The organism is Phenylobacterium sp. CCH9-H3 (assembly GCF_001557235.1).
Taxonomy (GTDB): Bacteria; Pseudomonadota; Alphaproteobacteria; order Caulobacterales; family Caulobacteraceae; genus Phenylobacterium.
On record NZ_LSJI01000176.1, the window covers coordinates 1 to 20693 of the forward strand.

The following is a 20693-nucleotide window of genomic DNA, read 5'->3' on the forward strand; positions in this document are numbered from 1 at the left end:
GCCTACACGCGGTGCTGGAGGCCGCCGAGAAGCTGCCGGCCTCCAGCACCGCGTGTAGGCTCTGCATCAGGTCCCAGTCGGGCGTATTCGGCATACCCGTATGCATACCGGTTTCCGACGCCCGCGGCAAAAATCAGGGCTCCTCGTAGACGATCAGCCAGCTGCCGTAGCGCCGGGCATTGGCCAGGGCCTCGCGGAAGTCCTCCGGCATGGCGGCGGCGTCGATCACCTCGGCGGTGCGCAGGGCGCGGACCTGGGCGAAGCCATCGCGTTCCGCCTCCCGCACGGCGACCATCTCGGCCGCGGCCGCATCATACACAGCGACGAAGGCCAGTATGGTCAGGGGCGGCGGGGCGCCGTTCTCCACCCCCTCCAGCGTGACCACGAACACCCCGGCCGGCGTCTCATCCATGGGGCTGTATCCCGTGATCCGGCGTCCAGCCAAAGCCCCCATCGCCGCCAGTTTACTTAGTGATCTAATGAAATGCGGCGTTGCAGCACTAGACGACCCGGCCCCGCCGGACCTACATGCACGGCCATGGCCGGCAAGACCCTCTACGACAAGATCTGGGACGCGCACGTCGTCGACACGCAGGACGGCGAAGCGATCCTCTACATCGATCTGCACCTCATCCACGAGGTGACCACGCCCCAGGCCTTCGCGGGCCTTCGCGCCAACCGCCGCGCGGTGCGCCGGCCGGACCGGACGCTGGCGGTCGCCGACCATAACGTGCCGACCGAGGGCCAGGCCCTGGGCGTCGACGCCGTGGCCGACGAGGAGGCGCGGCTGCAGCTCCAGACCCTGGGCAGGAACGTGGAGGAGTACGGGATCGAGTACTTCCCGATGGGCGACATCCGCAACGGGATCGTCCACGTGGTCGGGCCTGAGCAGGGCCGCACCCAGCCGGGCATGACCATCGTCTGCGGCGACAGCCACACGTCCACTCACGGCGCGTTCGGCGCCCTGGCCCACGGCATCGGCACGTCCGAGGTCGAGCACGTCCTGGCCACCCAGACCCTTCGCCAGAAGAAGGCCAAGAACTTCCGCGTCCGCATCGAGGGCGAGCCCGCCCCCGGCGTCGGCGCCAAGGACTACGCCCTGGCCGTCATCGGCGAGATCGGCACGGCCGGCGGCACCGGCTATGTGATCGAATACGCCGGATCGGCCGTGCGGGCCCTGTCGATGGAGGGCCGCATGACCCTCTGCAACCTCACCATCGAGGGCGGCGCGCGCGCCGGCCTGGTCGCCCCCGACGAGACCACCTTCGCCTATCTGAAGGGCCGCCCGTCGACGCCGAAGGGCGGGGCCTGGGAGATGGCGCTGTCCTACTGGAAGACGTTCTTCAGCGACGAGGACGCCGTCTTCGACCGCGAGATCGTCCTGGACGCGGCCAAGATCGCGCCCACCGTCACCTGGGGCACCAGCCCCGAGGACGTGATCCCGGTCACCGGGACCGTGCCGTCGCCCGACAGCTTCGACACCCCCGACAAGCGGGCCTCGGCCGAACGGGCGCTGGAATACATGGGCCTTGCCGCCGGCCAGCCGATCACCGAGGCCAAGGTCGACGTGGTGTTCATCGGCTCCTGCACCAACAGCCGGATCGAGGACCTGCGCAGCGCCGCGAAGATCGCGCAGGGCCGCAAGGTCGCGCCGGGCGTGCGCGCCATGATCGTCCCGGGGTCGGGCCTCGTCAGCGCCCAGGCCGAGGAAGAGGGCCTGGACGAGATCTTCAAGGCCGCCGGCTTCGAATGGCGCGAGCCCGGCTGCTCCATGTGCCTGGGCATGAACCCCGACCGCCTGACTAGTGGCCAGCGCTGCGCCTCCACCTCGAACCGCAACTTCGAGGGCCGCCAGGGCCGCGGCGGCCGCACCCATCTGATGAGCCCCGCCATGGCCGCCGCCGCCGCCATCGCCGGCCACATCGCCGACGTGCGCGACTTCCTGTGAGGATTTTCCCGTGATTAGCGGCCTCGACCACGTCGCCCTCGCGGTCCGCGACCTGGACGCGGCGGTCGACGGCTATGCGCGCCTGTTCGGCGTCACGCCCGAGTGGATGGGCCGCGGCGGCGGCGTGCGCCAAGCCTGGTTCCAGTTCCCGAACATGGCGCTGGACCTGATCGCGCCGGAGGGTGAGGGCCCGTTCGCGGACGGGATCCGGGCGCACCTGGACGCCTCCGGCGAGGGCGTGTGGGCCCTGGCCTTCGCCAGCGACGATCTGGCCGGCGACGTGAAGCTGCTGAACCGGCGGGGGATCCCGGCGAGCGAACCGGCGCCCGTGAGCACGACCGCCGATGACGGCCGCACCCGTGAATGGCTCGGATCGCGCCTCGACGCGGGCGCCACGGGCGGTATGCGCCTCCTGCTGATGGCGGAGCCCGCCCAGCCTTGGCCTCTGGCGCCGCCCGCGACCGAGGCGCCGGTCACCGAGCTGGACCACGTCGTGGTGATGACGCCGAACGTCGACCGGGCCCTGGCCGTCTATGGCGCCAAGCTGGGCCTCGACCTGCGGCTGGACCGCGAGAACCCCAAGTGGAACGCGCGCCAGCTATTCTTCAAGGTCGGCCGGACCGTCATCGAGATGGGCGCCAAGATCGGCGCGCCGCCGACCGACGCCCCGGACCGCTCCGGCGGCCTCGCCTGGCGGGTCGCCGACCCGCACGCGGCCCAGGCGCGGATCGCCGCCGCCGGCTTCGACGTCTCCGAGGTCCGGACGGGACGCAAGCCCGGCACCCACGTCTTCACCGTCCGCAACGCCCCCGCGGGCGTCCCGACGATCCTGCTCAGCGCCGAGCCTGCCGCATGAAGCGCCTGATGCTCGCCTTCGCAGCGGTCGCCCTGGCGCCGGCCGCCGCCAATGCCGTCGACCTGCCGGTCAGGCTGCGCGACGGCGCGACCTGGACGCAGACGAGCGTGCATTCGCGCACCGACGTCCGCAACGGCGCGACCCGCGCCTCTAAAACCACCGGCGTGACCAAGGCGACCTATCGCAAGGACGGCGCCGCGGGCTCGCTGCGGCTGGACTTCGTCTCGTTCGATGTGGAAGGCGCGGATGCGGCGACGCGGGAGGGGCTCGCGGCGAAGGCCAGGCTCGTCTATCCCGCCGTGCTGGAGGTGGACGAAACGCTCGTGCCGACGCGAGTGCGCGATTGGCCGCGGATGCGCGAGACGATTTTCGATGCACTGGCGGGCACGCTGCCCGAACCCCGCGCGCTGGAGGCAGCCAAGGCGAGCTTCGCGTCCATGGACGACGCCCAGGCCGCCACCCTGTTCAAGGAACAGGGTCTGGTCGCCCTCGGACAAGGCACGGGCCTGGAGCCCGGCGAAGTCCGCGCCTACGACAGCGAAGTTCCGAATATTCTCGGCGGACCGCCCATCCTCGCGTCCGGCTCGTTCCGTCTGGAGTCGGTCGACAAGGCCAAGGGCCGGGCCGTGGTGACGTGGAACCAGACGCCGGATCCGGCGTCCATGACGGCAAGCCTCAAGGCGTCGCTGGACGCCATGATCGCCCGCGTCGCGCCGGAGAAGCAGGCCGAGGCCAAGGCTCAATTCGCCGATCTGATCCTGGAGCGGCAGGAAAGCTGCCGCTACGAGATCGATATCCCGACGGGCCTGGCCACCACCACCGACTGCACTGTGGAAATCCGAAGCGGCCTGAAGACTCAAGCCGCCCAGCGCACCGAGCGCTGGGTGATCACCCAATCCCTCCCGGAAGCCCGCTGATGGAAGCCTTCACCCGCCTCGACGCCAAGGCCGCGCCCCTGCCGCTGGCCAACATCGACACCGACCAGATCATCCCCAAGCAGTTCCTGAAGACAGTGGAGCGCAAGGGCCTGGCGAAGGGCCTGTTCTACGAATACCGCTTCGACGAGCAGGGGAAGGAGAACCCCGACTTCGTCCTGAACCAGCCGGCCTATAAGGGCGCGGGCGTCCTGGTCGCCGGCGACAACTTCGGCTGCGGCAGCTCGCGCGAGCATGCCCCCTGGGCGCTGATGGACTTCGGGATCAAGTGCGTGATCTCCACCAGCTTCGCGGACATCTTCTACAACAACTGCTTCCAGAACGGCCTGCTGCCCGTGGTGCTCAAGGCCCACGAGGTGCAGCAGCTGATGGACGAGGCCCGCGGCGGCAATCACGTCACCAGCATCGACCTGGAGGCCCAGACGGTGACCTCCCCGTCGGGCGCGGTCTTCACCTTCGAGATCGACGCCCAGCGCAAGGCCAAGATGCTGCAGGGCCTGGACGCCATCGGCGAGACGCTGCAGGCGGCGCCCGCGATCGACCTCTATGAGCAGAAGCGCGCCCTGGACCGGCCCTGGCTGGAGCGCGCGTGAGCATCCTGATCGCCGGCACGGTGCGTGTGCCGCGGGAGAACCTGGAGGCCTTCCGCCCGCACATGGAGGCCATGCTAGCCGCCAGCCGCGCGGAGGACGGGTGCCTCACCTATTCCTACGCGGTCGATGTCGAGGACCCGGGCCTGATCCGGGTGTTCGAGGCCTGGCGGGACGAGGCGGCGCTGCAGGCGCACTTTCAGACGGCCCATATGGCCGCCTGGCGCGCGGCCTGGCCGCAGTTCGGGGTTTCCGATCGCCGCCTCTCGCTCTACGAGGTCGCCGCGGAACGCGCGCTCTAGCTTTCGGGGATACCCATGACCGACCTGCTGCTCCTGCCCGGCGACGGGATCGGGCCCGAGGTGACGGCGCAGGTGCGCCGCGTGGCGGAGACGCTCACGCCCGACCTCGCCATCGGGGAGCGGCTGTTCGGGGGCTGCAGCTACGACGCCCATGGCACACCGCTGACCGACGAGACCCTCGCCGCCGCCAAGGCCGCCAAGGCCGTGCTGATGGGCGCCGTCGGCGGGCCGAAGTGGGTGGATGCGCCCCGGGACAAGCGCCCCGAGGCGGGCCTTCTGAACCTGCGCGCCGGCATGAACGTCTTCGCCAACCTGCGCCCGGCGCTCTGCTTCCAGCCGCTGGCCGACGCCTCCAGCCTGAAGCGCGAACTGGTTGAAGGCCTGGACTTCATGATCGTCCGCGAGCTGACCGGCGGCATCTATTTCGGCGAGCCCCGCTTCATCGAGGACCTGCCCGGCGGCGGCCAGCGGGCCGTGGACACCCAGGTCTACACCACCGCCGAGATCGAACGGGTGGCCCGGGTGGCTTTCGAACTCGCCCGCGGCCGGCGCAACAAGGTCCATAGCGCCGAGAAGTCCAACGTGATGGACTCCGGCCTACTGTGGCGGCGGGTGGTCACCGACCTGCACAAACGCGAATACGCCGATGTCGAGCTGGAGCACATCCTGGCCGACAACGCGGCCATGCAGATCGTCAAGAACCCCAAGCAGTTCGACGTCATGGTCACCGACAACCTGTTCGGCGACATCCTGTCGGACGCGGCGGCCCAGCTGACGGGCTCGCTGGGCATGCTGCCCTCGGCGGCCCTGGGCGTGGCCGGAACACCGGGCCTCTATGAGCCGATCCACGGCTCGGCGCCGGACATCGCGGGTAAGGGCGTGGCCAATCCGCTGGCGGCGATCCTGTCGTTCGAGATGGCGCTGCGCTGGTCGCTGGACCGCGCCGCCGAGGCCGACCGCCTGTTCGCCGCGGTCGAAAAGGCCCTGGAGACCGGCGCCCGCACCCGCGACCTGGGAGGCACGCTTTCCACCGCCCAGATGGGCGATGCGGTGCTGGCGGCGCTTTAGGCCAGCGCCCCTCCGTCAGCTTCGCTGCCCCCTCCCCCGCTGCACGGGGGAGGGGGACCACGAAGTGGTGGAGGGGGCGTTCGGCCGGCTCAATCCTACAGCACCAGCTTCCACGTCTCCGACACCTCGGGCTTGCCGAAGTCGTCGTGGACGTAGCTGTCGACGAGCTTGAAGCCCGCGGCGGCGTAGATCGCCCGGGCGGCGGTCAGCACCTCGTGGGTCCAGAGGACGATCTCGCGGTAGCCCTTCTCGCGGGCGAAGGCGATGCACTCGTCCACCAGCCGCCTGCCCAGGCCCTCGCCCCGCGCCGCCGGCTCCAGGAGCAGCAGGCGCAGGCGCGCCACGCCCTCCCCCTCGCGGACCATGAACACCGAGCCCACGCGCTCGCCGCCACGCTCGGCGATCCAGCAGCGCTCCCAGTCGGGATCGAAGTTGTCCAGGAAGTCGGCGCAGATGCGGGCGGTCACGGCCTCGATCTTCGGCGCCCAGCCATAGGCCTGGCCGTAGAAGACGCCGTGGCGCTCGGTCACCCAACCCATGTCGCCGACGGCGTGGGGGCGCAGCACGATGGGCGGCTTGGCGGCCTGGGGCGCCAGCAACGCCTGGGCGGTGTCCAAAGCGCCGGCCAGCTCCGCCTTCTGCGGCGAGGACAAGCCGCCGATCATGGCCTCGACCCGCTCGACCGTCCGCGCGTTCAGGCTGGCGAAGAAGGCCGCGCCCTGGGGCGTGAGGCTCAGGGTCACGCTGCGGCCGTCGCTGGGGGAGCGGGCGCGCGCCACCAGCCCGTCGCGCTCCAGCCGCCCCAGCATGCGGCTGAGATACCCCGCGTCCAGGTCCAGGGCCTGGGCGATCGCGCTGGGCGTGACGCCGGCGCCGTGGGCGATCTCATACAGCACCCGGTTCTCGGCCAGGGTGTAGGGGCCGCCCATGTAGCTGCGTTCCAGGACGCCGATGGCGCGGGTGTAGAAGCGGTTGAAGCGGCGGACCGCCGCCACGGTGTCGATCTGGGCCATGACGCATTGGGGCCGCAGTTGCTTGACTTAGTCAAGTATCCTTGGGTCCCTTTCGGCCCTAGTCGCCATCACATCGGCCATGCCATGGTCCCGTCCCGGAAGCAGCGAGGGACGCCATGGGAGCCTATTGGCTGGTGAAGTCGGAGCCCGCGAAATACGCCTATGCCGACCTGGTGCGCGACGGGAAGACGGTCTGGGACGGCGTGCGCAACAACGCCGCCGCCCTGCACCTGAAGGCCATGAAGGTCGGCGACGAGGTGCTCTACTACCACTCGCAGGAGGGGCTGGCGGTGGTGGGCGTCGCCAAGGTGGTGCGCGAGGCCTTTCCCGACGAGACCGATCCCGCCGGCCGTTTCGTGGCCGTCGAGCTGGCGCCGGTTCGCGAGCTGAAGCGGCCGGTCACGCTGCAGGAGATGAAGGCCAACCCCGCCCTCTCCGCCCTGGAGATGATCCGCCAGGGACGCTTGTCGGTTTCGCCCGTGCGCCCTAACGAGTGGGCGGCGATCCAGAAGATGGCGGAAAGCTGATGGCCGGCTGGATGCGCCTGGCGGCCGTCGCCGCGGCGGTTGGGCTGGCGGGCCCCGCCTGCGCCCAGAAGCCGGAGGACACCGAGATGCACAGCCCCGCGCCGCCCGTGGTCACGCCTGGCGCCCAGCCCGGCGCGCCGCCCTCTGACGCCGTGGTGCTGTTCGACGGCCGGGACCTCCGCGAATGGGTGGCGGTCAAGGATAAGGGCCCGGCCGGCTGGGCCGTCGAGGACGGCGCCATGGTGGTGAAGCTGGCCGCCGGCAACATCGAGACCAAGCGGACCTTCGGCAGCTACCAGCTGCACATCGAATGGCGCGTCCCGGCGGGGGTTGCTGGGTCGGGCCAGCTGCGCGGCAACAGCGGGGTCTTCCTGGCCTCCACCGGGCCGGGTGATGCGGGCTATGAGCTGCAGATCCTCGATTCCTACCGCAACGAGACCTACGTGAACGGCCAGGCGGCCAGCCTCTACAAGCAGGCCCCGCCGCTCGCGAACGCCATGCGGCCGCCCGGCGAGTGGCAGGTCTACGACGTGGTCTGGACCGCGCCCACCTTCGCGCCTGACGGACAGGTGAAGACGCCCGCCAGGGTCACCGCCTTCCACAACGGCGTGCTGGTGCAGAACAACGTCGCCCTGGCCGGGCCCACCCGCTTTATCGGCAAGCCGGCGTATGCGCCGCACGGCCGCGCCCCCATCAAGCTGCAGGCCCACGCCGGAGGCGGGCCGGTCAGCTTCCGCAACATCTGGGTGCGGCCGCTGGACTGAGGGGCTCAGGCCTGAATGGTCATCTGGGTCTGGATGACGAGGGCCAGCAGCTTGCCCTCGGCGCTGGTGATGCGGGTCTGCCAGACCGACGAGCGCCGGCCCACGTGCAACGGCGTCGCCTCGCCTTCCACGGTGGAGCCCACCGGCGCGCCGCCGAGAAAGTTGGTCTTGCTCTCCAGCGTGGTGGTCCGTGCGCCCTCCGGCAGGTTCAGCACGCCGCCGATGGCGCCCAGGGCGTCGGCGAAGGCCATGAAGGCGCCCCCGTGCAGGATGCCGCCGGCGGTGCAGAGGTCCTCGCGCACGACCAGCCGGCCGCGCACCCGGTCCTTCGTCCGCTCCACGATCTCGACGCCCATGAGGTTGGCGAAAGGCATGCCGGTGTCGGCCAAGGTCGTCTCCTCCACGATCTGACGCCGGCTTAGCCGCCGGCCCTGCACAAGACCATGACCTCGCAGGTCATGACGGGCAGGCATCTTCCATCCGACGCGCGTGAGCCTATCTGAATGACGCGTCAGGTTCGCTTGGTTGCCTTGAGGGGCGGCAAGGCGTAACGGGACGCTCCCTCAAGTTCATAAGGAAGACGCCAATGGGTTACCGGGTCGCCGTCGTCGGCGCCACGGGCAACGTGGGTCGCGAGATGCTGAACATCCTTGAGGAAGTGAAATTCCCCGTGGAGAAGATTCACGCGATCGCCTCGCGCAAATCCATCGGCGTGGAAGTCTCGTTCGGCGAGAAGATCGTCAAGTGCGAGGACGTGGAGCAGTTCGACTTCTCCACTGTCGACCTCGTGCTGATGAGCGTGTCCGGCAGCTTCTCCAAGGAATGGTCGCCGAAGATCGGCGCCGCCGGCCCCATCGTCATCGACAATTCGTCCGCGTTCCGCATGGACCCGGACGTGCCCCTCGTGGTGCCCGAGGTGAACCCCGACGACGTGGAGTGGGCGAACCGCAAGAACATCATCGCCAATCCGAACTGCTCGACCGCCCAGCTGGTCGTGGCGCTGAAGCCGCTGCACGAGCGGGCGAAGATCAAGCGGGTGGTGGTCTCGACGTACCAGTCGGTCTCCGGCGCCGGCAAGGAAGGCATGGACGAGCTCTTCGACCAGACGAAGAACGTCTATGTCCTGGGCGCCACCCCGCCCAAGAAGTTCCCCAAGCAGATCGCGTTCAACGTCATCCCCTTCATCGGCGCCTTCCAGGACGACGGCTACACCGACGAAGAAGCCAAGATGTGGAACGAGACCCACAAGATGATCGATCCGGCCATCAAGCTGACGGTCACCTGCGTGCGCGTGCCGGTGATGGTCGGCCACTCCGAGTCCGTCAACATCGAGTTCCACGAGCCGCTGGACGAGGACGAGGCCCGCGACCTGCTGCGCGAGAGCCCCGGCCTGATCGTGATCGATAAGCGGGATTCCACCGGCTACATCACGCCCAAGGAAGCCCAGGGCGAATTCCCGGTCTTCGTCAGCCGGATCCGCAACGACCCCACGGTCGAGAACGGCCTCAACATGTGGGTCGTGGCCGACAACCTGCGGAAGGGTGCGGCGCTCAACGCCGTGCAGATCGCCGAACTGCTCCATGAGCGCGGCCTGATCCGCACCAAGGCCCTGGCCTAGGATGAAGAGCCCGTCGGCGCCCGGCGGAGATTCCCGCCTGGCGTTGTCGGCGGGGATCCTCTGCTATTTCATCTGGGGTTTCGTGCCCCTGGCGTTCCAGGCCATCGGCAAGCTGGGGGTCGGCCCCTGGGAGACCCTGGCCCAGCGGATCGTCTGGAGCGTGCCCGCTGCGGCCGTCTTCGTGCTGCTGGCCGGACAGGCCCGGCAGGTGGCGGCGGTGCTGCGCCAGCCGCGGGTGCTGGCCTGGCTGGGCCTCTCCTCGGTCCTGATCGCCATCAACTGGGTGGTGTTCATCGGCGCGGTGACCAGCGGCCGGCTGCTGGAGACCAGCCTGGGCTACTACATCAACCCCCTGGTCAACATGGCCGCGGGCGCGCTGATCTTCCGCGAACGCATCGACCGGATCGGGTTCGTGGCCATCGGCCTAGCCCTGGTGGGCGTGGTGTTCCAGGCCGTGGCCCTGGGTCACCTTCCCTGGGTGTCGCTGATCCTGGCGTTCAGCTTCGCCGGCTATGGCGTGGTCCGCAAACAGGTGGCCGCGGACGCGCAGACGGGCCTCCTGGTCGAGTGCCTGGTGCTGGGATTGCCGAGCCTGGCCTTCATCGCCTGGCTGGAGATGCAGGGCCAGGGCCACTTCACCCAGGACGTCCCGACCGCGCTCTGGCTCATCGCCTCGGGGCCGATCACGGCGGTGCCGCTGGTCCTGTTCTCCTGGGCCGCGCGTCGCATCCCGCTGTCGGCCATGGGCTTCCTGCAGTTCCTCGCGCCGACCATCAGCTTCGTCATCGGCCTGACCCAGGGCGAGGCCTTCACGCCGGCGCGCGCGATCTCGTTCGCCTTCATCTGGTGCGGCGCGGCGGTATTCCTCTACGGCGCCTGGCGCCGGTCGCGCTCGGTGGCGCTCGCGACCCGCCAGGCAGCGGAGGCGGCCGCGGAATAGTCAGAGCGCCGCGTAGGCCGCTTCGATCAGCCGCCTCGGGCGCGCGTCGCCCATCAGGGCCACACCCTGCTTGTTCATGACGTAGGCGCCGCCCAGCTTCCGCTCGGGGTCGGCGAAGGCGCAGGATCCGCCCCAGCCGGAATGGCCGAAGGCCTCGCGTCCCGGGCCCCAGGGGAAGTTCGGCGCGTTGCGCATGAAGCCCGCGGCCCAGCTCATCACGAACGGCAGCACGAGGTCCTGGCCGCGGATCCGCTCGCGTCTGGCCTCGGCGATCAGGGCCGGCGACAGGATCTCGCCGCCGTCCAGCCAGCCGTCGTTGGCCAGGGCGCCCATCAGCTTCGCGAACGCCTCGGCGGTGGCGTAGCCGTTGGTGGAGGGCACCTCCATGCGGCGGTAGTCGGCGCCCGCCTTGCCGGCCGCGGACGACCAGGGGGCCAGGAAGGCCGCGCGCGTGGGCGCGTTGATCTCGCCGAACTCGGGAACCGCGCTGGGCCGCTGAAGCTCGGCGAGGCGGGCGTCGGCGCTCTCGGGAAGCCCGATCCACAGGTCGAGGTCGAAGGGCGCGCCGATGTCCTCGCGAAATGCGGTCCCGATGGTCCGGCCATCGACCCGGCGGAAGATCTCGCCGACCACATAGCCGACCGTCACCGGATGGTAGCCGCTGGCCGTGCCGGGCGGCCACATGGGCGCCATGGCCGCCAGCCGGGCGCAGATCGCGTCCCAGTCGGTCCAGAGCCCCGGATCCATCGGCTCGGCGAAGCCCGGCAGGCCGTCCTGGTGCGAGATCGCCTGCTCGATCGTCACCTGGCCCTTGCCGGCCTGGGCGAACTCGGGCCAGACGCTGGCGACGGTCTGGCCGTAGTCAAGCTTCCCGGCGTCCGCCAGGCGGGCGATCATCAGGGCCGCGACCGCCTTGGTGGTGGAGAACACCGGCGCCAGGGTGCGCTCGTCCCAGGCCAGCGTGCGCTTGCGGTCGGCGAAGCCGCCCCAGATGTCCAGGACCACCTCGCCCGCCTCCACCAGGGTGAAGCGCGCACCCAGCTCCTCGCCGGCGGCAAAGCTCGCGGCGAACACGTCCTTGACCCTGGAGAACCGCGCCGGCGCGAAGCCGGAAATCTCAACGCTCATAGGCGTTCAATACGCACTTCCGCGGTGGGATTCACGATCCGATCGGCCATGGCGACGATGGGGAGTTCTGGCGACTGCCACACCTCGGCCATGGCCACCACCTCGGCGGCCGCCCGGGCGGCCCGTTCGGCGGCGTCGCGGGGGTCGCGCCCCTCCACCAGCCCTGCGCCGAAGCTGGCGGTCACCAGATCGCCGGTGCCGTTGGGCGCCGTCTCCCGCTTCGGGTGGGCGAACAGCACCGCCTCTTCCTTGTCCACGTAGAGCAGGCCGATCTCGCCCGGACCGGCGGGCGCCGAGGTCACGAGGGCCGGCTTTCCCACCGCGCGAACGGCGTCGCGCGCATCGGCGGCCGTGACGATCTCACGGTCGGCGAGGAACCCCAGCTCCCAGAGATTTGGCGTGATCCAGTCCGCCTGCGGCACGAGCCGTTTCTCGACCGCCTCGGCGACCTCGTATTTCACGTAAAGGCCCCGCGGCGCGTCGCCCAGGATGGGGTCCACCAGCACAAGGGGCCGCGCGCCCCAGGCGTCGCTCCGCTCGGCGCCGCGCACCCGCTCGATCACCCCCGCGGCGATCTCCACCTGTTCCGGATCCGAGAAGTGGCCGGTGATGATCAGGTCCACGAGGCCGAACAGGGCGTCGGCCTCGATGTCCCCCAGCATGCGCCGGAACACGTCCGGCGAAGTCACCTCGCCCTGGCCGCCGCGCGCGGGCGTGCGGCCGAACATGACCGTGGGCGCCAGCACCGGGTCGATCTTGTGCGCCGCCAGCACGTACTGCTGCGCAGCGCCGCCGATGCGGGAGGCCGCCACGAAGGAGGAAAGGATAAGGGCTAGGGGCACATCGATGCCCCTAGCCCAAACAGCAAAGCTGAACCAGCCTTGTTTCCAGCCGGAAGGTGAATGTCCGCCGGAAGCTAGTAGCGGTAGTGCTCGGGCTTGAACGGCCCCTCCGGCGTGACGCCGATATAGTCAGCCTGTTCCTGGCTAAGCTTGGTGAGCTTGGCGCCCAGCTTGTCGAGATGGAGCATCGCCACCTTCTCATCCAGGTGCTTGGGCAGGGTGTAGACCTTCTTCTCGTACTTCGCGCCGTTCACCCACAGCTCGATCTGGGCCAGCGTCTGGTTGGTGAAGGAGGCGCTCATCACGAAACTGGGGTGGCCCGTGGCGTTGCCCAGGTTCACCAGGCGGCCTTCCGACAGGACGATGATCTTCTTGCCGTCCGGGAATTCCACGTGGTGGACCTGCGGCTTGATCTCGTCCCACTTGTAGTTGCGCAGGCCGGCGATCTGGATCTCGGAATCGAAGTGGCCGATGTTCGCCACGATGGCGTTGTTCTTCATCCGGCGCATGTGGTCGACGGTGAGGACGTCCTTGTTGCCGGTGGCCGTGACGAAGATGTCGCCCTTGTCGGCCGCGTCATCCATGGTGACGACCTCATAGCCTTCCATCGCCGCCTGCAGGGCGCAGATCGGGTCGACTTCGGTGACCATGACCCGGGCGCCGCCGTTGCGCAGCGAGGCCGCCGAGCCCTTGCCCACGTCGCCGTAGCCCAGGACCACCGCCACCTTGCCGGCCAGCATCACGTCGGTGCCACGGCGGATGGCGTCCACCAGGCTCTCACGGCAGCCGTAGAGGTTGTCGAACTTCGACTTGGTCACGCTGTCGTTGACGTTGATCGCGGTGAACGGCAGCTCGCCGCGCTCGTGCATCTGGTAGAGGCGGTGCACGCCCGTCGTGGTCTCTTCCGACACGCCCTTACAGGCGTCGCGGATGGCGGTGTAGAAGCCCGGCTTCTCCTTCAGGTACCGCTTCATCACGGCGAAGAGGGCTTCCTCCTCCTCGTTGGTCGGGTTGTTGAGGAGGCTGGGGTCCTTCTCGGCCTTGGGCCCCAGGACGCAGAGCAGGGTCGCATCGCCGCCGTCGTCGAGGATCAGGTTCGGATAGCCGCCGTCGTGCCACTCGAAGATCTTGTGGGCGTATTCCCAGTACTCGACCAGCGTCTCGCCCTTGATGGCGAAGACCGGCGTGCCCTTGGCCGCGATCGCCGCGGCCGCGTGGTCCTGGGTGGAGAAGATGTTGCACGAGGCCCAGCGGACCTCGGCGCCCAGGGCCTGCAGCGTCTCGATCAGAACCGCGGTCTGGATCGTCATGTGCAGCGAGCCGGCGATGCGCGCGCCCTTGAGCGGCTGCGACTTGCCGAACTCGGCGCGCGTGGCCATCAGGCCCGGCATCTCGGTTTCGGCGATTTCGATTTCCTTGCGGCCCCAGTCGGCCAGCGACAGGTCCTTCACGACATAGTCGGTCATCTTCGATCCTGATCGGAGTGATATCAGCGTTGCCGGCCCCTATAGCCGCGCGCCCGCCACGGATCAACTCGCATATAAGGAAATCTTTATACGACCATCGTTGCCCGCCGCAAGGTGACCGGTCTATCCCGGCGCGTCCTTCCGTGGAGTAAAGACCATGAACGCGCCCGTCCGCATCGCCGATCCCGCCCAGCCGCGCCACGACTGGACGCTGGAAGAGGTCGAGGCGCTGTTCGAGCTGCCGTTCACCGAGCTGGTGTTCCGCGCGGCCGAGGTCCACCGGCGCTGGTTCGACCCCACCGAACTGCAACTGTCCCAACTACTGTCGGTGAAGACCGGCGGGTGCCCCGAGAACTGCGGCTATTGCAGCCAGTCGCAGCACTTCAAGACCGCCACCAGCGCCTCGAAGCTGCTGGACGCGGACGTCGTCATCGCCGCCGCCCGCGACGCCAAGGCGGGCGGGGCCCAGCGCTTCTGCATGGGCGCGGCGTGGCGCGACGTGAAGGACCGCGACCTGCCCAGGGTGGCCGCCATGATCTCCGGCGTGAAGGCCCTCGGCCTGGAGACCTGCGCGACCCTCGGGATGCTGACGCCGGTCCAGGCGAAGGCGCTGAAGGACGCCGGCCTCGACTACTACAACCACAACCTGGACACCGGCCCGGACTATTACGACAAGGTCGTCACCACCCGGACCTACCAGGATCGCCTGGAGACCCTCGCGGCCGTGCGCGATGCGGGCCTGAGCACCTGCTGCGGCGGCATCGTGGGCATGGGCGAGACGCGCCGCGACCGCGCCGGTCTGCTGCACCAACTCGCCACGCTGCCCAGCCATCCGGAAAGCCTGCCGATCAACGACCTGATGCCCATCCCCGGCACCCCGCTTGGCGAATCCCCGCCTGTCGACCCGCTGGAGTTCGTGCGGATGATCGCGGTGGCGCGGCTGGTCTGCCCCAAGGCCATGGTCCGCATCGCTGCCGGGCGCGAGCACATGTCGAAGGAGCTGCAGGCGCTCTGCTTCCTGGCCGGCGCCAATTCGATCTTTGTCGGCGCCCGTCTGCTGACGACCGACAACCCCGGCCGCGACAACGACGACGCGCTTCTGGCCGACCTGAAGATGCGGCCGATGGGTAGCGGGGTGGCTTAGAGCCCCAGCTCCGAGGCGCGGAGAGACCCTGGGCTTCAACCCCCTCCCCCTTCGGGACCTCCCCCCGTGGGGGAGGACCTGGGAATGGATGCTCCCCCACTGGGGGAGCTCGCGAAGCGAGAGGGGGTACGAGCGCGCGAGCATGCCGAACAGGAGTTGTCGGGACGACCCTAGCTCAGCCGTCCTCCGACCCCTATCTGGGTGGCTTCGAGGAGAGCGCGTGCAGCCGATCATTTCCATCCAGGGCCTGGCGAAGACCTATGCCGGCGGCTTCCAGGCCCTGAAGGGCGTCGACCTCGAGATTCGCAAGGGCGAGATCTTCGCCCTGCTGGGTCCGAACGGCGCCGGCAAGACCACCCTGATCGGCATCGTCTGCGGCCTGGTGCGGATGACCGCGGGGACCGTCGTCGCCGACGGCCACGACATCCAGAAGGACTTCCGGGCCGCGCGGATGAAGATCGGCCTTGTGCCGCAGGAGATCTCCACCGACGCCTTCGAGAAGGTGTGGGACACGGTGAAGTTCAGCCGCGGGCTGTTCGGCCGGCCGCCGAACGACGCCTATCTGGAGAAGGTCCTGAAGGACCTCAGCCTGTGGGACAAGAAGGACACCAAGATCATGGCGCTCTCGGGCGGCATGAAGCGGCGGGTGATGATCGCCAAGGCGCTCAGCCATGAACCCTCGATCCTGTTCCTGGACGAACCCACCGCCGGCGTGGACGTGGAGCTGCGCCGCGACATGTGGGAGATGGTCCGGGGCCTGCGCGAGCAGGGCGTCACCATCATCCTGACCACCCACTACATCGAGGAAGCCGAGGAGATGGCCGACCGGATCGGGGTCATTTCGCGCGGCGAGCTGATCCTGGTGGAGGACAAGGACGTCCTCATGCGCAAGCTGGGCAAGAAACAGCTGACCCTGCATCTGCAGGAGCCGCTGCAGGCCTTGCCGGCCGGGCTGGAGGCCTATGCCCTGGAGCTGGCCGCGGAGGGCTCCGAACTGGTCTACACCTTCGACGCCCAGGCCGAGACCACCGGCATCGCCGACCTGATGAAGCGGCTCGCCGAACGCGGCGTCGACTTCAAGGACCTCCGGACCCAGGAGAGTTCGCTCGAGGACATTTTCGTCAGCCTCGTGAGGGCCCGCGCATGAACCCCCACGCCGTCCGCGCCATCTATCTGTTCGAAATGCACCGGTGGGTCCGGACCATCGTCCAGAGCGTCGCCGCTCCGGTGATCACGACCTCGCTCTATTTCATCGTCTTCGGCGCCGCCATCGGCAGCCGCATGCCGTCGATCGACGGGGTCAGCTACGGCGCCTTCATCGTGCCCGGCCTGCTGATGCTGTCGATCCTGACCGAGAGCATCTCCAACGGCTCGTTCGGCATCTACATGCCGAAGTTCGCCGGCACGATCTACGAGGTGCTGTCGGCGCCGATTTCCGCCGTGGAGGTGGTGCTGGGCTACGTGGGCGCGGCGGCGACGAAATCCGTCGTGCTGGGCCTGGTGATCCTGGCCACCGCGCGGATCTTCGTGCCCTACGAGATCAACCATCCGCTGCTCATGCTGGCCTTCCTGGTGCTGACGTCGGTGACCTTCAGCCTGTTCGGGTTCCTCACCGGCATCTGGGCCGACGGCTGGGAGAAGCTGTCGATCATCCCGATGCTGGTGATCACGCCGCTGACCTTCCTGGGCGGCAGCTTCTATTCCATCGACATGCTGCCGGGCGCCTGGAAGACGATCGCCCTCTTCAACCCGGTGGTCTACCTGGTCAGCGGCTTCCGCTGGAGCTTCTACGGCGTCTCGGACGTGGGCGTGGGCGTCAGCCTGGCCGCCACGCTCGGCTTCCTGGCGCTGTGCCTGGCGGCCGTGACCTGGATCTTCCGCACCGGCTGGCGGCTGAAGACCTGAGGCTAGGTCCTACAATTGCTCCCCGTCGGGGGAGCTGTCAGCGAAGCTGACTGAGGGGGCTTCCACTCAAACGGTTGCGAGCACGCACAGCTTGGAGAACAATTGAAGAACATATAGCGTCGCGGGATGCAGGCGCGACACGACACCCGCGACTTTGCCCGGACGCTACGCAGGCAGTTGAGCCTCCCTGAGGGCCTACTTTGGCGCGCGATCAAGGGCAGGAAGGCGGGTGGATTGCACTTCCGCAAGCAACATCCGCTCGGGCCTTATGTGCTCGACTTCTACTGCCACCAAGCCCGGCTTTGCGTAGAGGTCGATGGCGCGTCACACGGAATGGGCCAGCAGGCTTCGAAGGACGAGCGCCGTGACGGATGGGTTGCGGAAAAGGGGATCCGCATCCTGCGCATATCGGCATCGTGCATTCTCGATGACGTCGATGACGCTGTGCGGATGATTGTATCCGCCGCTGAGGGCGATGATCTGGGTTCTGAGTGGAAGCCCCCTCCGTCGCCTTCGGCGACACCTCCCCCGCCGGGGAGGAATTGAGTGAGAATCTCCTACTCGTCCTCGTCGAACCGGGCGGCGACCAGATCGGCCAGGGCCTTCACGGCCTCGTCCGCCTGGTCGCCCTCGGCTGCGATGTCGATGCAGCAGCCGGGGGCGGCGGCCAGCATCATCAGGCCCATGATGGAGCGGGCGTCGACCGTCTGGCCGTCCTTGGAAACCTTGACCTCGGCGTCGAACGCCGCGGCCAGCTTCACGAATTTCGCCGAGGCGCGGGCGTGCAGCCCCCGCTTGTTGACGATCTCGACGGTGCGGCCCGCTTCGCTCAGCTACTTCTCTCCGGCCAGGACGTAGGACGCCACGGAGATGTACTTTCGCCCGGCTTCCTGCGCCGCGGCAACAGCATCTTCGAGGCTGACCCGGTTCCGGAGGCTGGCGAGCTTGATCAGCATGGGAAGATTGAGGCCGGCGATGACCTCGGCCTTGGTCTGTTCCATCACCGAGATGGCCAGGTTCGACGGCGTGCCGCCGAACATGTCAGTGAGCAGGATCACGCCCGCGCCGGACTCCACGCGCCCGCAGGCGGCCAGGATGTCCTGCCGGCGACGCTCCATATCGTCCTCGGGACCGATGCAGATGGCTTCCACGGCGGCCTGCGGGCCGACCACGTGCTCCATGGCGTAGACGAACTCTTGCGCCAGCCGGCCGTGAGTGACGATCACGAGGCCGATCATGCCCGACAATCCAAGGGTATCCCCACCCGTGACGGCGCCCGAGGAGAGGCGCGAGCCGAGCTAGATACGCCTCTTGTGCGCCGCGTCAAAGGCCTGCATCGCGCGGCTTAGTTTCGCAGGAGCCGAGGTTTCGAACGGGGCAACCGCCAGAAGTGGAATTGGAATTCCAAGGATCGTCTCGGTTGCAGGATCGGGGATCCGCTCCGGGGCTTCCAGGCGGACGAGCCCCACGATCTCGCAGAACGCCAGGGGTTCGACCGTGATCACGTCGACGCCCCGGACCTCGATCAGTCCGAGCAACCCATCCGGCGCCCGCCCCCAGAGCCGTCCGCCCGAGGCCCACGTCAGCACCCGGTCGTCGGCCACGAGGCGGAACCCATGGTCCAGGGCCCGCAGCGCCAGGTCGCTCTTGCCGGATCCCGACGGCCCTTCGATCAGGACGCCACGCCACAGCCCGCCGACCCGATGCGCCACCAGGCCCGCATGCCGGATCAAGGCGCGGCCTCGGGCAGGGTCAGCACGAACATGGCGCCCAGGACGCGGCCCTCGGCGCCCGTCCGGTTCTCGGCGCGCAGCGTGCCGCCGTGGGCCGTGGCGATCTGCCGGGCGATGGAGAGGCCGAGGCCGGAGTTCCCGCCGAACGCCGCGCCCTTGGGGCGAGAGGTGTAGAAGCGCTCGAAGACCGTCTCGAGGTTCTCCGGGGGGATGCCCGGCCCGTTGTCCGAGACGGTGACGATCGCCTCGCCCTTGACCCGCACCATGCCGACGTTCACCGCATCGCCGGGCGGGCTGAACGAGCGGGCGTTGTCGATCAGGTTGCGCACGATCTGACCCAGCGGGCCCTCGCGGCCCATGACGGTCACGGCCTCCATGCCCTGGTGCGGGGTGAAGCGGACCTGCACGTCGCCGGGCTTCGCCGTCGCCTGGTACAGCGCCACGATGTCGCCGATGAGCCGGCCCAGGTCGATGATCCGCGGCTGGTCGCGCGAGAGCTCGGCGTCCAGCCGCGAGGCGTTCGAGATGTCCGTCACCAGCCGGTCCAGCCGCTGGACGTCGTTCTTCAGCACGTTCAGCAGCCGTTCGCGCGCAGCCGGGTCGCTGACCAGGTCCAGGGTCTCCACCGCCGAGCGGAGCGAGGTGAGCGGATTGCGGATTTCGTGCGCCACGTCGGCGGCGAAGCTTTCGATGGCGTCCATGCGCTCGCTGAGGGCGTGGGTCATGGCCTCCAGGCTGCGGGTCAGGTCGCCGACCTCGTCGTCGCGCCTGGCCAGGTCGGGCAGGGAGATCGCCCGCGCCCGGGCCTGACGCACCCGGTCGGCGGCGCGCGCCATCCGCAGCACCGGCTGGGCCACCAGGCTGTTCAACAGCAGCGACGAGGCGACGGTCACGGAGATCGCGATCAGGATGAAGGGGATCAGCGCCCGGCGCTCCTGGGCGATGATGGCGTCGACGTCGCTGGCCTCCAGCGTCACCACGCCCAGCACGGCCCGGACGTGCTGGATCGGGATCGAGACCGAGACCACTCTTCGGCCGGTGTCGCTCTGGCGCATGCCGGCCCAGCGCCGGCCCTGCAGCGCCACGCCCACCTCGCGCGCCAAGGTCGCCTCGACCTGGCTGCTGGTCGGGCGCGCCGGCCGGGGCATCAGGCTGAAGCCCCGCTCCTCGTTCTCGCTGCCGCGCGCCGGGGGCAGTTCGCGCCGCTCGACGGCGTCGGCCATCCAGTCGCTGTCGGCGACCAGCCGCCCCTGGCTGTCGAACAGCCGGGCACGCTGGGCCCGGGGGTTGGACAGGGTCTGCAGCAGCTCGGTGGCGAGGGCGGCGTCCATGGCCGGCTCGGGCTCGCCCACCGTGGCGGCCTGGTTGAGGATGCTGGCGATCAGCTCGCCCTGCGTGGACAGGCTGTCGATGCGCGCGTTCACCAGCCCCTGGCGAAGCTCGTTCAGCACCAGCGCCCCGACGATCAGCACCGCCAGGCCCAGCAGGTTGAGCGCCAGGATCAGCCGGCCGAGGCGCGACCCCGGCAGGCCGCGGAACCGCGCGCGGCGGACCGGCGGCGCGCTGGCGCCGGCCGCCGCCTCGCCCGCCGTCGGCTCAGGACTCCCGGTAGCGGTAGCCGACGCCATAGAGGGTTTCGATCGCGTCGAACTCAGGATCCACCTCGCGGAACTTCTTCCGCATGCGCTTGATGTGGCTGTCGATGGTGCGGTCATCGACATAGACCTGATCGTCGTAGGCCGCGTCCATCAGGTTGTCGCGGCTCTTCACGAAGCCGGGCCGCTGGGCCAGCGACTGGAGCAGCAGGAACTCGGTGACCGTCAGCTTCACCGGCTTGCCGTCCCACAGGCTCTCGTGGCGGGCCGGGTCCAGCGTCAGCTTGCCGCGCTTCAGCGCCCGGGCCGCCACCTCGGC

At 69.1% G+C, this 20693-nt stretch carries 24 protein-coding genes and 1 pseudogene; 14 read left to right on the forward strand and 11 right to left on the reverse strand.

The window, feature by feature from the left end:
* Positions 1–133: 133 nt before the first annotated feature.
* Complete coding sequence (locus AX721_RS15450) at positions 134–412, reverse strand: hypothetical protein (RefSeq protein WP_068876899.1); 279 nt, start codon at positions 410–412, stop codon at positions 134–136.
* Between the two features lie 126 nt (positions 413–538).
* Between AX721_RS15450 and leuC the strand changes: the two genes are divergently transcribed.
* Genes leuC through leuB form a run of 6 tightly spaced genes read left to right on the forward strand, consistent with a single transcriptional unit; the run spans position 539 to position 5699 of the window.
* Complete coding sequence (leuC, locus tag AX721_RS15455; RefSeq protein ID WP_068876900.1) at positions 539–1948, forward strand: 3-isopropylmalate dehydratase large subunit; 1410 nt, start codon at positions 539–541, stop codon at positions 1946–1948.
* 10 nt (positions 1949–1958) lie between these two features.
* A complete protein-coding gene (locus AX721_RS15460; RefSeq protein ID WP_068876901.1) occupies positions 1959–2804 on the forward strand; it encodes a VOC family protein in 846 nt (281 codons plus the stop codon).
* Positions 2801–3721, forward strand: a complete 921-nt coding sequence (locus AX721_RS15465) for a hypothetical protein (protein WP_068876902.1) — start codon at positions 2801–2803, stop codon at positions 3719–3721. Before AX721_RS15460 ends, AX721_RS15465 begins: the two co-directional genes overlap by 4 nt.
* Positions 3721–4332 (forward strand): 3-isopropylmalate dehydratase small subunit, encoded by a 612-nt coding sequence (gene leuD, locus AX721_RS15470; protein ID WP_068876903.1) that lies wholly within the window; start codon positions 3721–3723, stop codon positions 4330–4332. Before AX721_RS15465 ends, leuD begins: the two co-directional genes overlap by 1 nt.
* Positions 4329–4631 carry a putative quinol monooxygenase gene (locus tag AX721_RS15475; RefSeq protein ID WP_197422603.1) on the forward strand — a complete coding sequence of 101 codons (303 nt, stop codon included), beginning with the start codon at positions 4329–4331 and terminating at the stop codon, positions 4629–4631. The genes leuD and AX721_RS15475 overlap by 4 nt, the downstream gene beginning before the upstream one ends.
* Before the next feature lie 15 nt (positions 4632–4646).
* A complete protein-coding gene (leuB, locus tag AX721_RS15480) occupies positions 4647–5699 on the forward strand; it encodes a 3-isopropylmalate dehydrogenase (RefSeq protein WP_068876904.1) in 1053 nt (350 codons plus the stop codon).
* Positions 5700–5794: 95 nt separating this feature from the next.
* Here leuB and AX721_RS15485 read toward each other — a convergent pair whose 3' ends face one another.
* Positions 5795–6712, reverse strand: coding sequence for a bifunctional helix-turn-helix transcriptional regulator/GNAT family N-acetyltransferase (locus tag AX721_RS15485; RefSeq protein ID WP_068876905.1), 918 nt, complete (start codon positions 6710–6712; stop codon positions 5795–5797).
* Between the two features lie 116 nt (positions 6713–6828).
* On the opposite strand from AX721_RS15485, the gene AX721_RS15490 reads away from it, so the two are divergent.
* Positions 6829–7239, forward strand: a complete 411-nt coding sequence (locus AX721_RS15490; RefSeq protein WP_068876906.1) for an EVE domain-containing protein — start codon at positions 6829–6831, stop codon at positions 7237–7239.
* On the forward strand, positions 7239–8003 hold the full coding sequence (locus AX721_RS15495) for a DUF1080 domain-containing protein (RefSeq protein ID WP_156467190.1): 765 nt from the start codon (positions 7239–7241) through the stop codon (positions 8001–8003). The genes AX721_RS15490 and AX721_RS15495 overlap by 1 nt, the downstream gene beginning before the upstream one ends.
* A gap of 5 nt (positions 8004–8008) precedes the next feature.
* On the opposite strand, the gene AX721_RS15500 is transcribed toward AX721_RS15495, so the two are convergent.
* The gene (locus tag AX721_RS15500) at positions 8009–8392 is read right to left on the reverse strand and encodes a PaaI family thioesterase (protein ID WP_082765372.1); all 384 of its coding nucleotides are present in this window, start codon (positions 8390–8392) and stop codon (positions 8009–8011) included.
* Between the two features lie 197 nt (positions 8393–8589).
* Between AX721_RS15500 and AX721_RS15505 the strand changes: the two genes are divergently transcribed.
* Entirely contained in the window at positions 8590–9621 is a 1032-nt protein-coding gene (locus AX721_RS15505; RefSeq protein WP_068876907.1) for an aspartate-semialdehyde dehydrogenase, read from the forward strand.
* Position 9622: 1 nt separating this feature from the next.
* A complete protein-coding gene (rarD, locus tag AX721_RS15510) occupies positions 9623–10561 on the forward strand; it encodes an EamA family transporter RarD (RefSeq protein WP_068876908.1) in 939 nt (312 codons plus the stop codon).
* Here the strand turns inward: rarD and AX721_RS15515 are convergent, their stop codons facing one another.
* The 3 genes from AX721_RS15515 to ahcY all read right to left on the reverse strand — a co-directional run bounded on the left by AX721_RS15515 (position 10562) and on the right by ahcY (position 13997).
* Complete coding sequence (locus tag AX721_RS15515) at positions 10562–11689, reverse strand: serine hydrolase domain-containing protein (protein ID WP_068876909.1); 1128 nt, start codon at positions 11687–11689, stop codon at positions 10562–10564.
* Positions 11686–12531 (reverse strand): PfkB family carbohydrate kinase, encoded by an 846-nt coding sequence (locus AX721_RS15520; RefSeq protein WP_156467191.1) that lies wholly within the window; start codon positions 12529–12531, stop codon positions 11686–11688. Before AX721_RS15520 ends, AX721_RS15515 begins: the two co-directional genes overlap by 4 nt.
* A 74-nt stretch (positions 12532–12605) precedes the next feature.
* The gene (gene ahcY, locus AX721_RS15525; RefSeq protein ID WP_068876911.1) at positions 12606–13997 is read right to left on the reverse strand and encodes an adenosylhomocysteinase; all 1392 of its coding nucleotides are present in this window, start codon (positions 13995–13997) and stop codon (positions 12606–12608) included.
* Positions 13998–14154: 157 nt separating this feature from the next.
* Here ahcY and bioB point away from each other — a divergent pair, with 157 nt between their 5' ends.
* The 4 genes from bioB to AX721_RS26930 all read left to right on the forward strand — a co-directional run bounded on the left by bioB (position 14155) and on the right by AX721_RS26930 (position 17592).
* The gene (gene bioB, locus AX721_RS15530; protein ID WP_068876912.1) at positions 14155–15141 is read left to right on the forward strand and encodes a biotin synthase BioB; all 987 of its coding nucleotides are present in this window, start codon (positions 14155–14157) and stop codon (positions 15139–15141) included.
* Between the two features lie 220 nt (positions 15142–15361).
* A complete protein-coding gene (locus AX721_RS15535) occupies positions 15362–16288 on the forward strand; it encodes an ABC transporter ATP-binding protein (RefSeq protein WP_068876913.1) in 927 nt (308 codons plus the stop codon).
* Complete coding sequence (locus AX721_RS15540) at positions 16285–17046, forward strand: ABC transporter permease (RefSeq protein WP_068876914.1); 762 nt, start codon at positions 16285–16287, stop codon at positions 17044–17046. The genes AX721_RS15535 and AX721_RS15540 overlap by 4 nt, the downstream gene beginning before the upstream one ends.
* Positions 17047–17172: 126 nt before the next feature.
* Complete coding sequence (locus tag AX721_RS26930; RefSeq protein ID WP_082765374.1) at positions 17173–17592, forward strand: endonuclease domain-containing protein; 420 nt, start codon at positions 17173–17175, stop codon at positions 17590–17592.
* Between the two features lie 11 nt (positions 17593–17603).
* Here AX721_RS26930 and AX721_RS15545 read toward each other — a convergent pair whose 3' ends face one another.
* From AX721_RS15545 to AX721_RS15565, 5 genes and pseudogenes are all read right to left on the reverse strand, one after another.
* Positions 17604–17879 carry an HPr family phosphocarrier protein gene (locus AX721_RS15545; RefSeq protein WP_068876915.1) on the reverse strand — a complete coding sequence of 92 codons (276 nt, stop codon included), beginning with the start codon at positions 17877–17879 and terminating at the stop codon, positions 17604–17606.
* Complete coding sequence (locus tag AX721_RS15550) at positions 17880–18284, reverse strand: PTS sugar transporter subunit IIA (protein ID WP_068876916.1); 405 nt, start codon at positions 18282–18284, stop codon at positions 17880–17882.
* 60 nt (positions 18285–18344) lie between these two features.
* The gene (locus AX721_RS15555) at positions 18345–18779 is read right to left on the reverse strand and encodes an HPr kinase/phosphorylase (protein WP_068876917.1); all 435 of its coding nucleotides are present in this window, start codon (positions 18777–18779) and stop codon (positions 18345–18347) included.
* Positions 18776–20407 (reverse strand): stimulus-sensing domain-containing protein, encoded by a 1632-nt coding sequence (locus tag AX721_RS15560; protein ID WP_068876918.1) that lies wholly within the window; start codon positions 20405–20407, stop codon positions 18776–18778. Before AX721_RS15560 ends, AX721_RS15555 begins: the two co-directional genes overlap by 4 nt.
* Positions 20376–20672, reverse strand: a pseudogene (locus AX721_RS15565) (winged helix-turn-helix domain-containing protein); the annotation flags it as partial. The gene AX721_RS15560 and the pseudogene AX721_RS15565, both read right to left, overlap by 32 nt.
* Positions 20673–20693: the final 21 nt, after the last annotated feature.

Coding starts and splice junctions, on each gene's coding strand:
- AX721_RS26930 (WP_082765374.1), top strand. CDS start 17,173: ATGCAGGCGCGACACGACACCCGCGACTTTGCCCGGACGCTACGCAGG.
- leuB (WP_068876904.1), top strand. CDS start 4,647: ATGACCGACCTGCTGCTCCTGCCCGGCGACGGGATCGGGCCCGAGGTG.
- bioB (WP_068876912.1), top strand. CDS start 14,155: ATGAACGCGCCCGTCCGCATCGCCGATCCCGCCCAGCCGCGCCACGAC.
- leuC (WP_068876900.1), top strand. CDS start 539: ATGGCCGGCAAGACCCTCTACGACAAGATCTGGGACGCGCACGTCGTC.
- ahcY (WP_068876911.1), bottom strand. CDS start 13,997: ATGACCGACTATGTCGTGAAGGACCTGTCGCTGGCCGACTGGGGCCGC.
- AX721_RS15515 (WP_068876909.1), bottom strand. CDS start 11,689: ATGAGCGTTGAGATTTCCGGCTTCGCGCCGGCGCGGTTCTCCAGGGTC.
- AX721_RS15540 (WP_068876914.1), top strand. CDS start 16,285: ATGAACCCCCACGCCGTCCGCGCCATCTATCTGTTCGAAATGCACCGG.
- AX721_RS15450 (WP_068876899.1), bottom strand. CDS start 412: ATGGATGAGACGCCGGCCGGGGTGTTCGTGGTCACGCTGGAGGGGGTG.
- rarD (WP_068876908.1), top strand. CDS start 9,623: ATGAAGAGCCCGTCGGCGCCCGGCGGAGATTCCCGCCTGGCGTTGTCG.
- AX721_RS15495 (WP_156467190.1), top strand. CDS start 7,239: ATGGCCGGCTGGATGCGCCTGGCGGCCGTCGCCGCGGCGGTTGGGCTG.
- AX721_RS15465 (WP_068876902.1), top strand. CDS start 2,801: ATGAAGCGCCTGATGCTCGCCTTCGCAGCGGTCGCCCTGGCGCCGGCC.
- leuD (WP_068876903.1), top strand. CDS start 3,721: ATGGAAGCCTTCACCCGCCTCGACGCCAAGGCCGCGCCCCTGCCGCTG.
- AX721_RS15505 (WP_068876907.1), top strand. CDS start 8,590: ATGGGTTACCGGGTCGCCGTCGTCGGCGCCACGGGCAACGTGGGTCGC.
- AX721_RS15485 (WP_068876905.1), bottom strand. CDS start 6,712: ATGGCCCAGATCGACACCGTGGCGGCGGTCCGCCGCTTCAACCGCTTC.
- AX721_RS15490 (WP_068876906.1), top strand. CDS start 6,829: ATGGGAGCCTATTGGCTGGTGAAGTCGGAGCCCGCGAAATACGCCTAT.
- AX721_RS15560 (WP_068876918.1), bottom strand. CDS start 20,407: ATGGCGTCGGCTACCGCTACCGGGAGTCCTGAGCCGACGGCGGGCGAG.
- AX721_RS15550 (WP_068876916.1), bottom strand. CDS start 18,284: ATGATCGGCCTCGTGATCGTCACTCACGGCCGGCTGGCGCAAGAGTTC.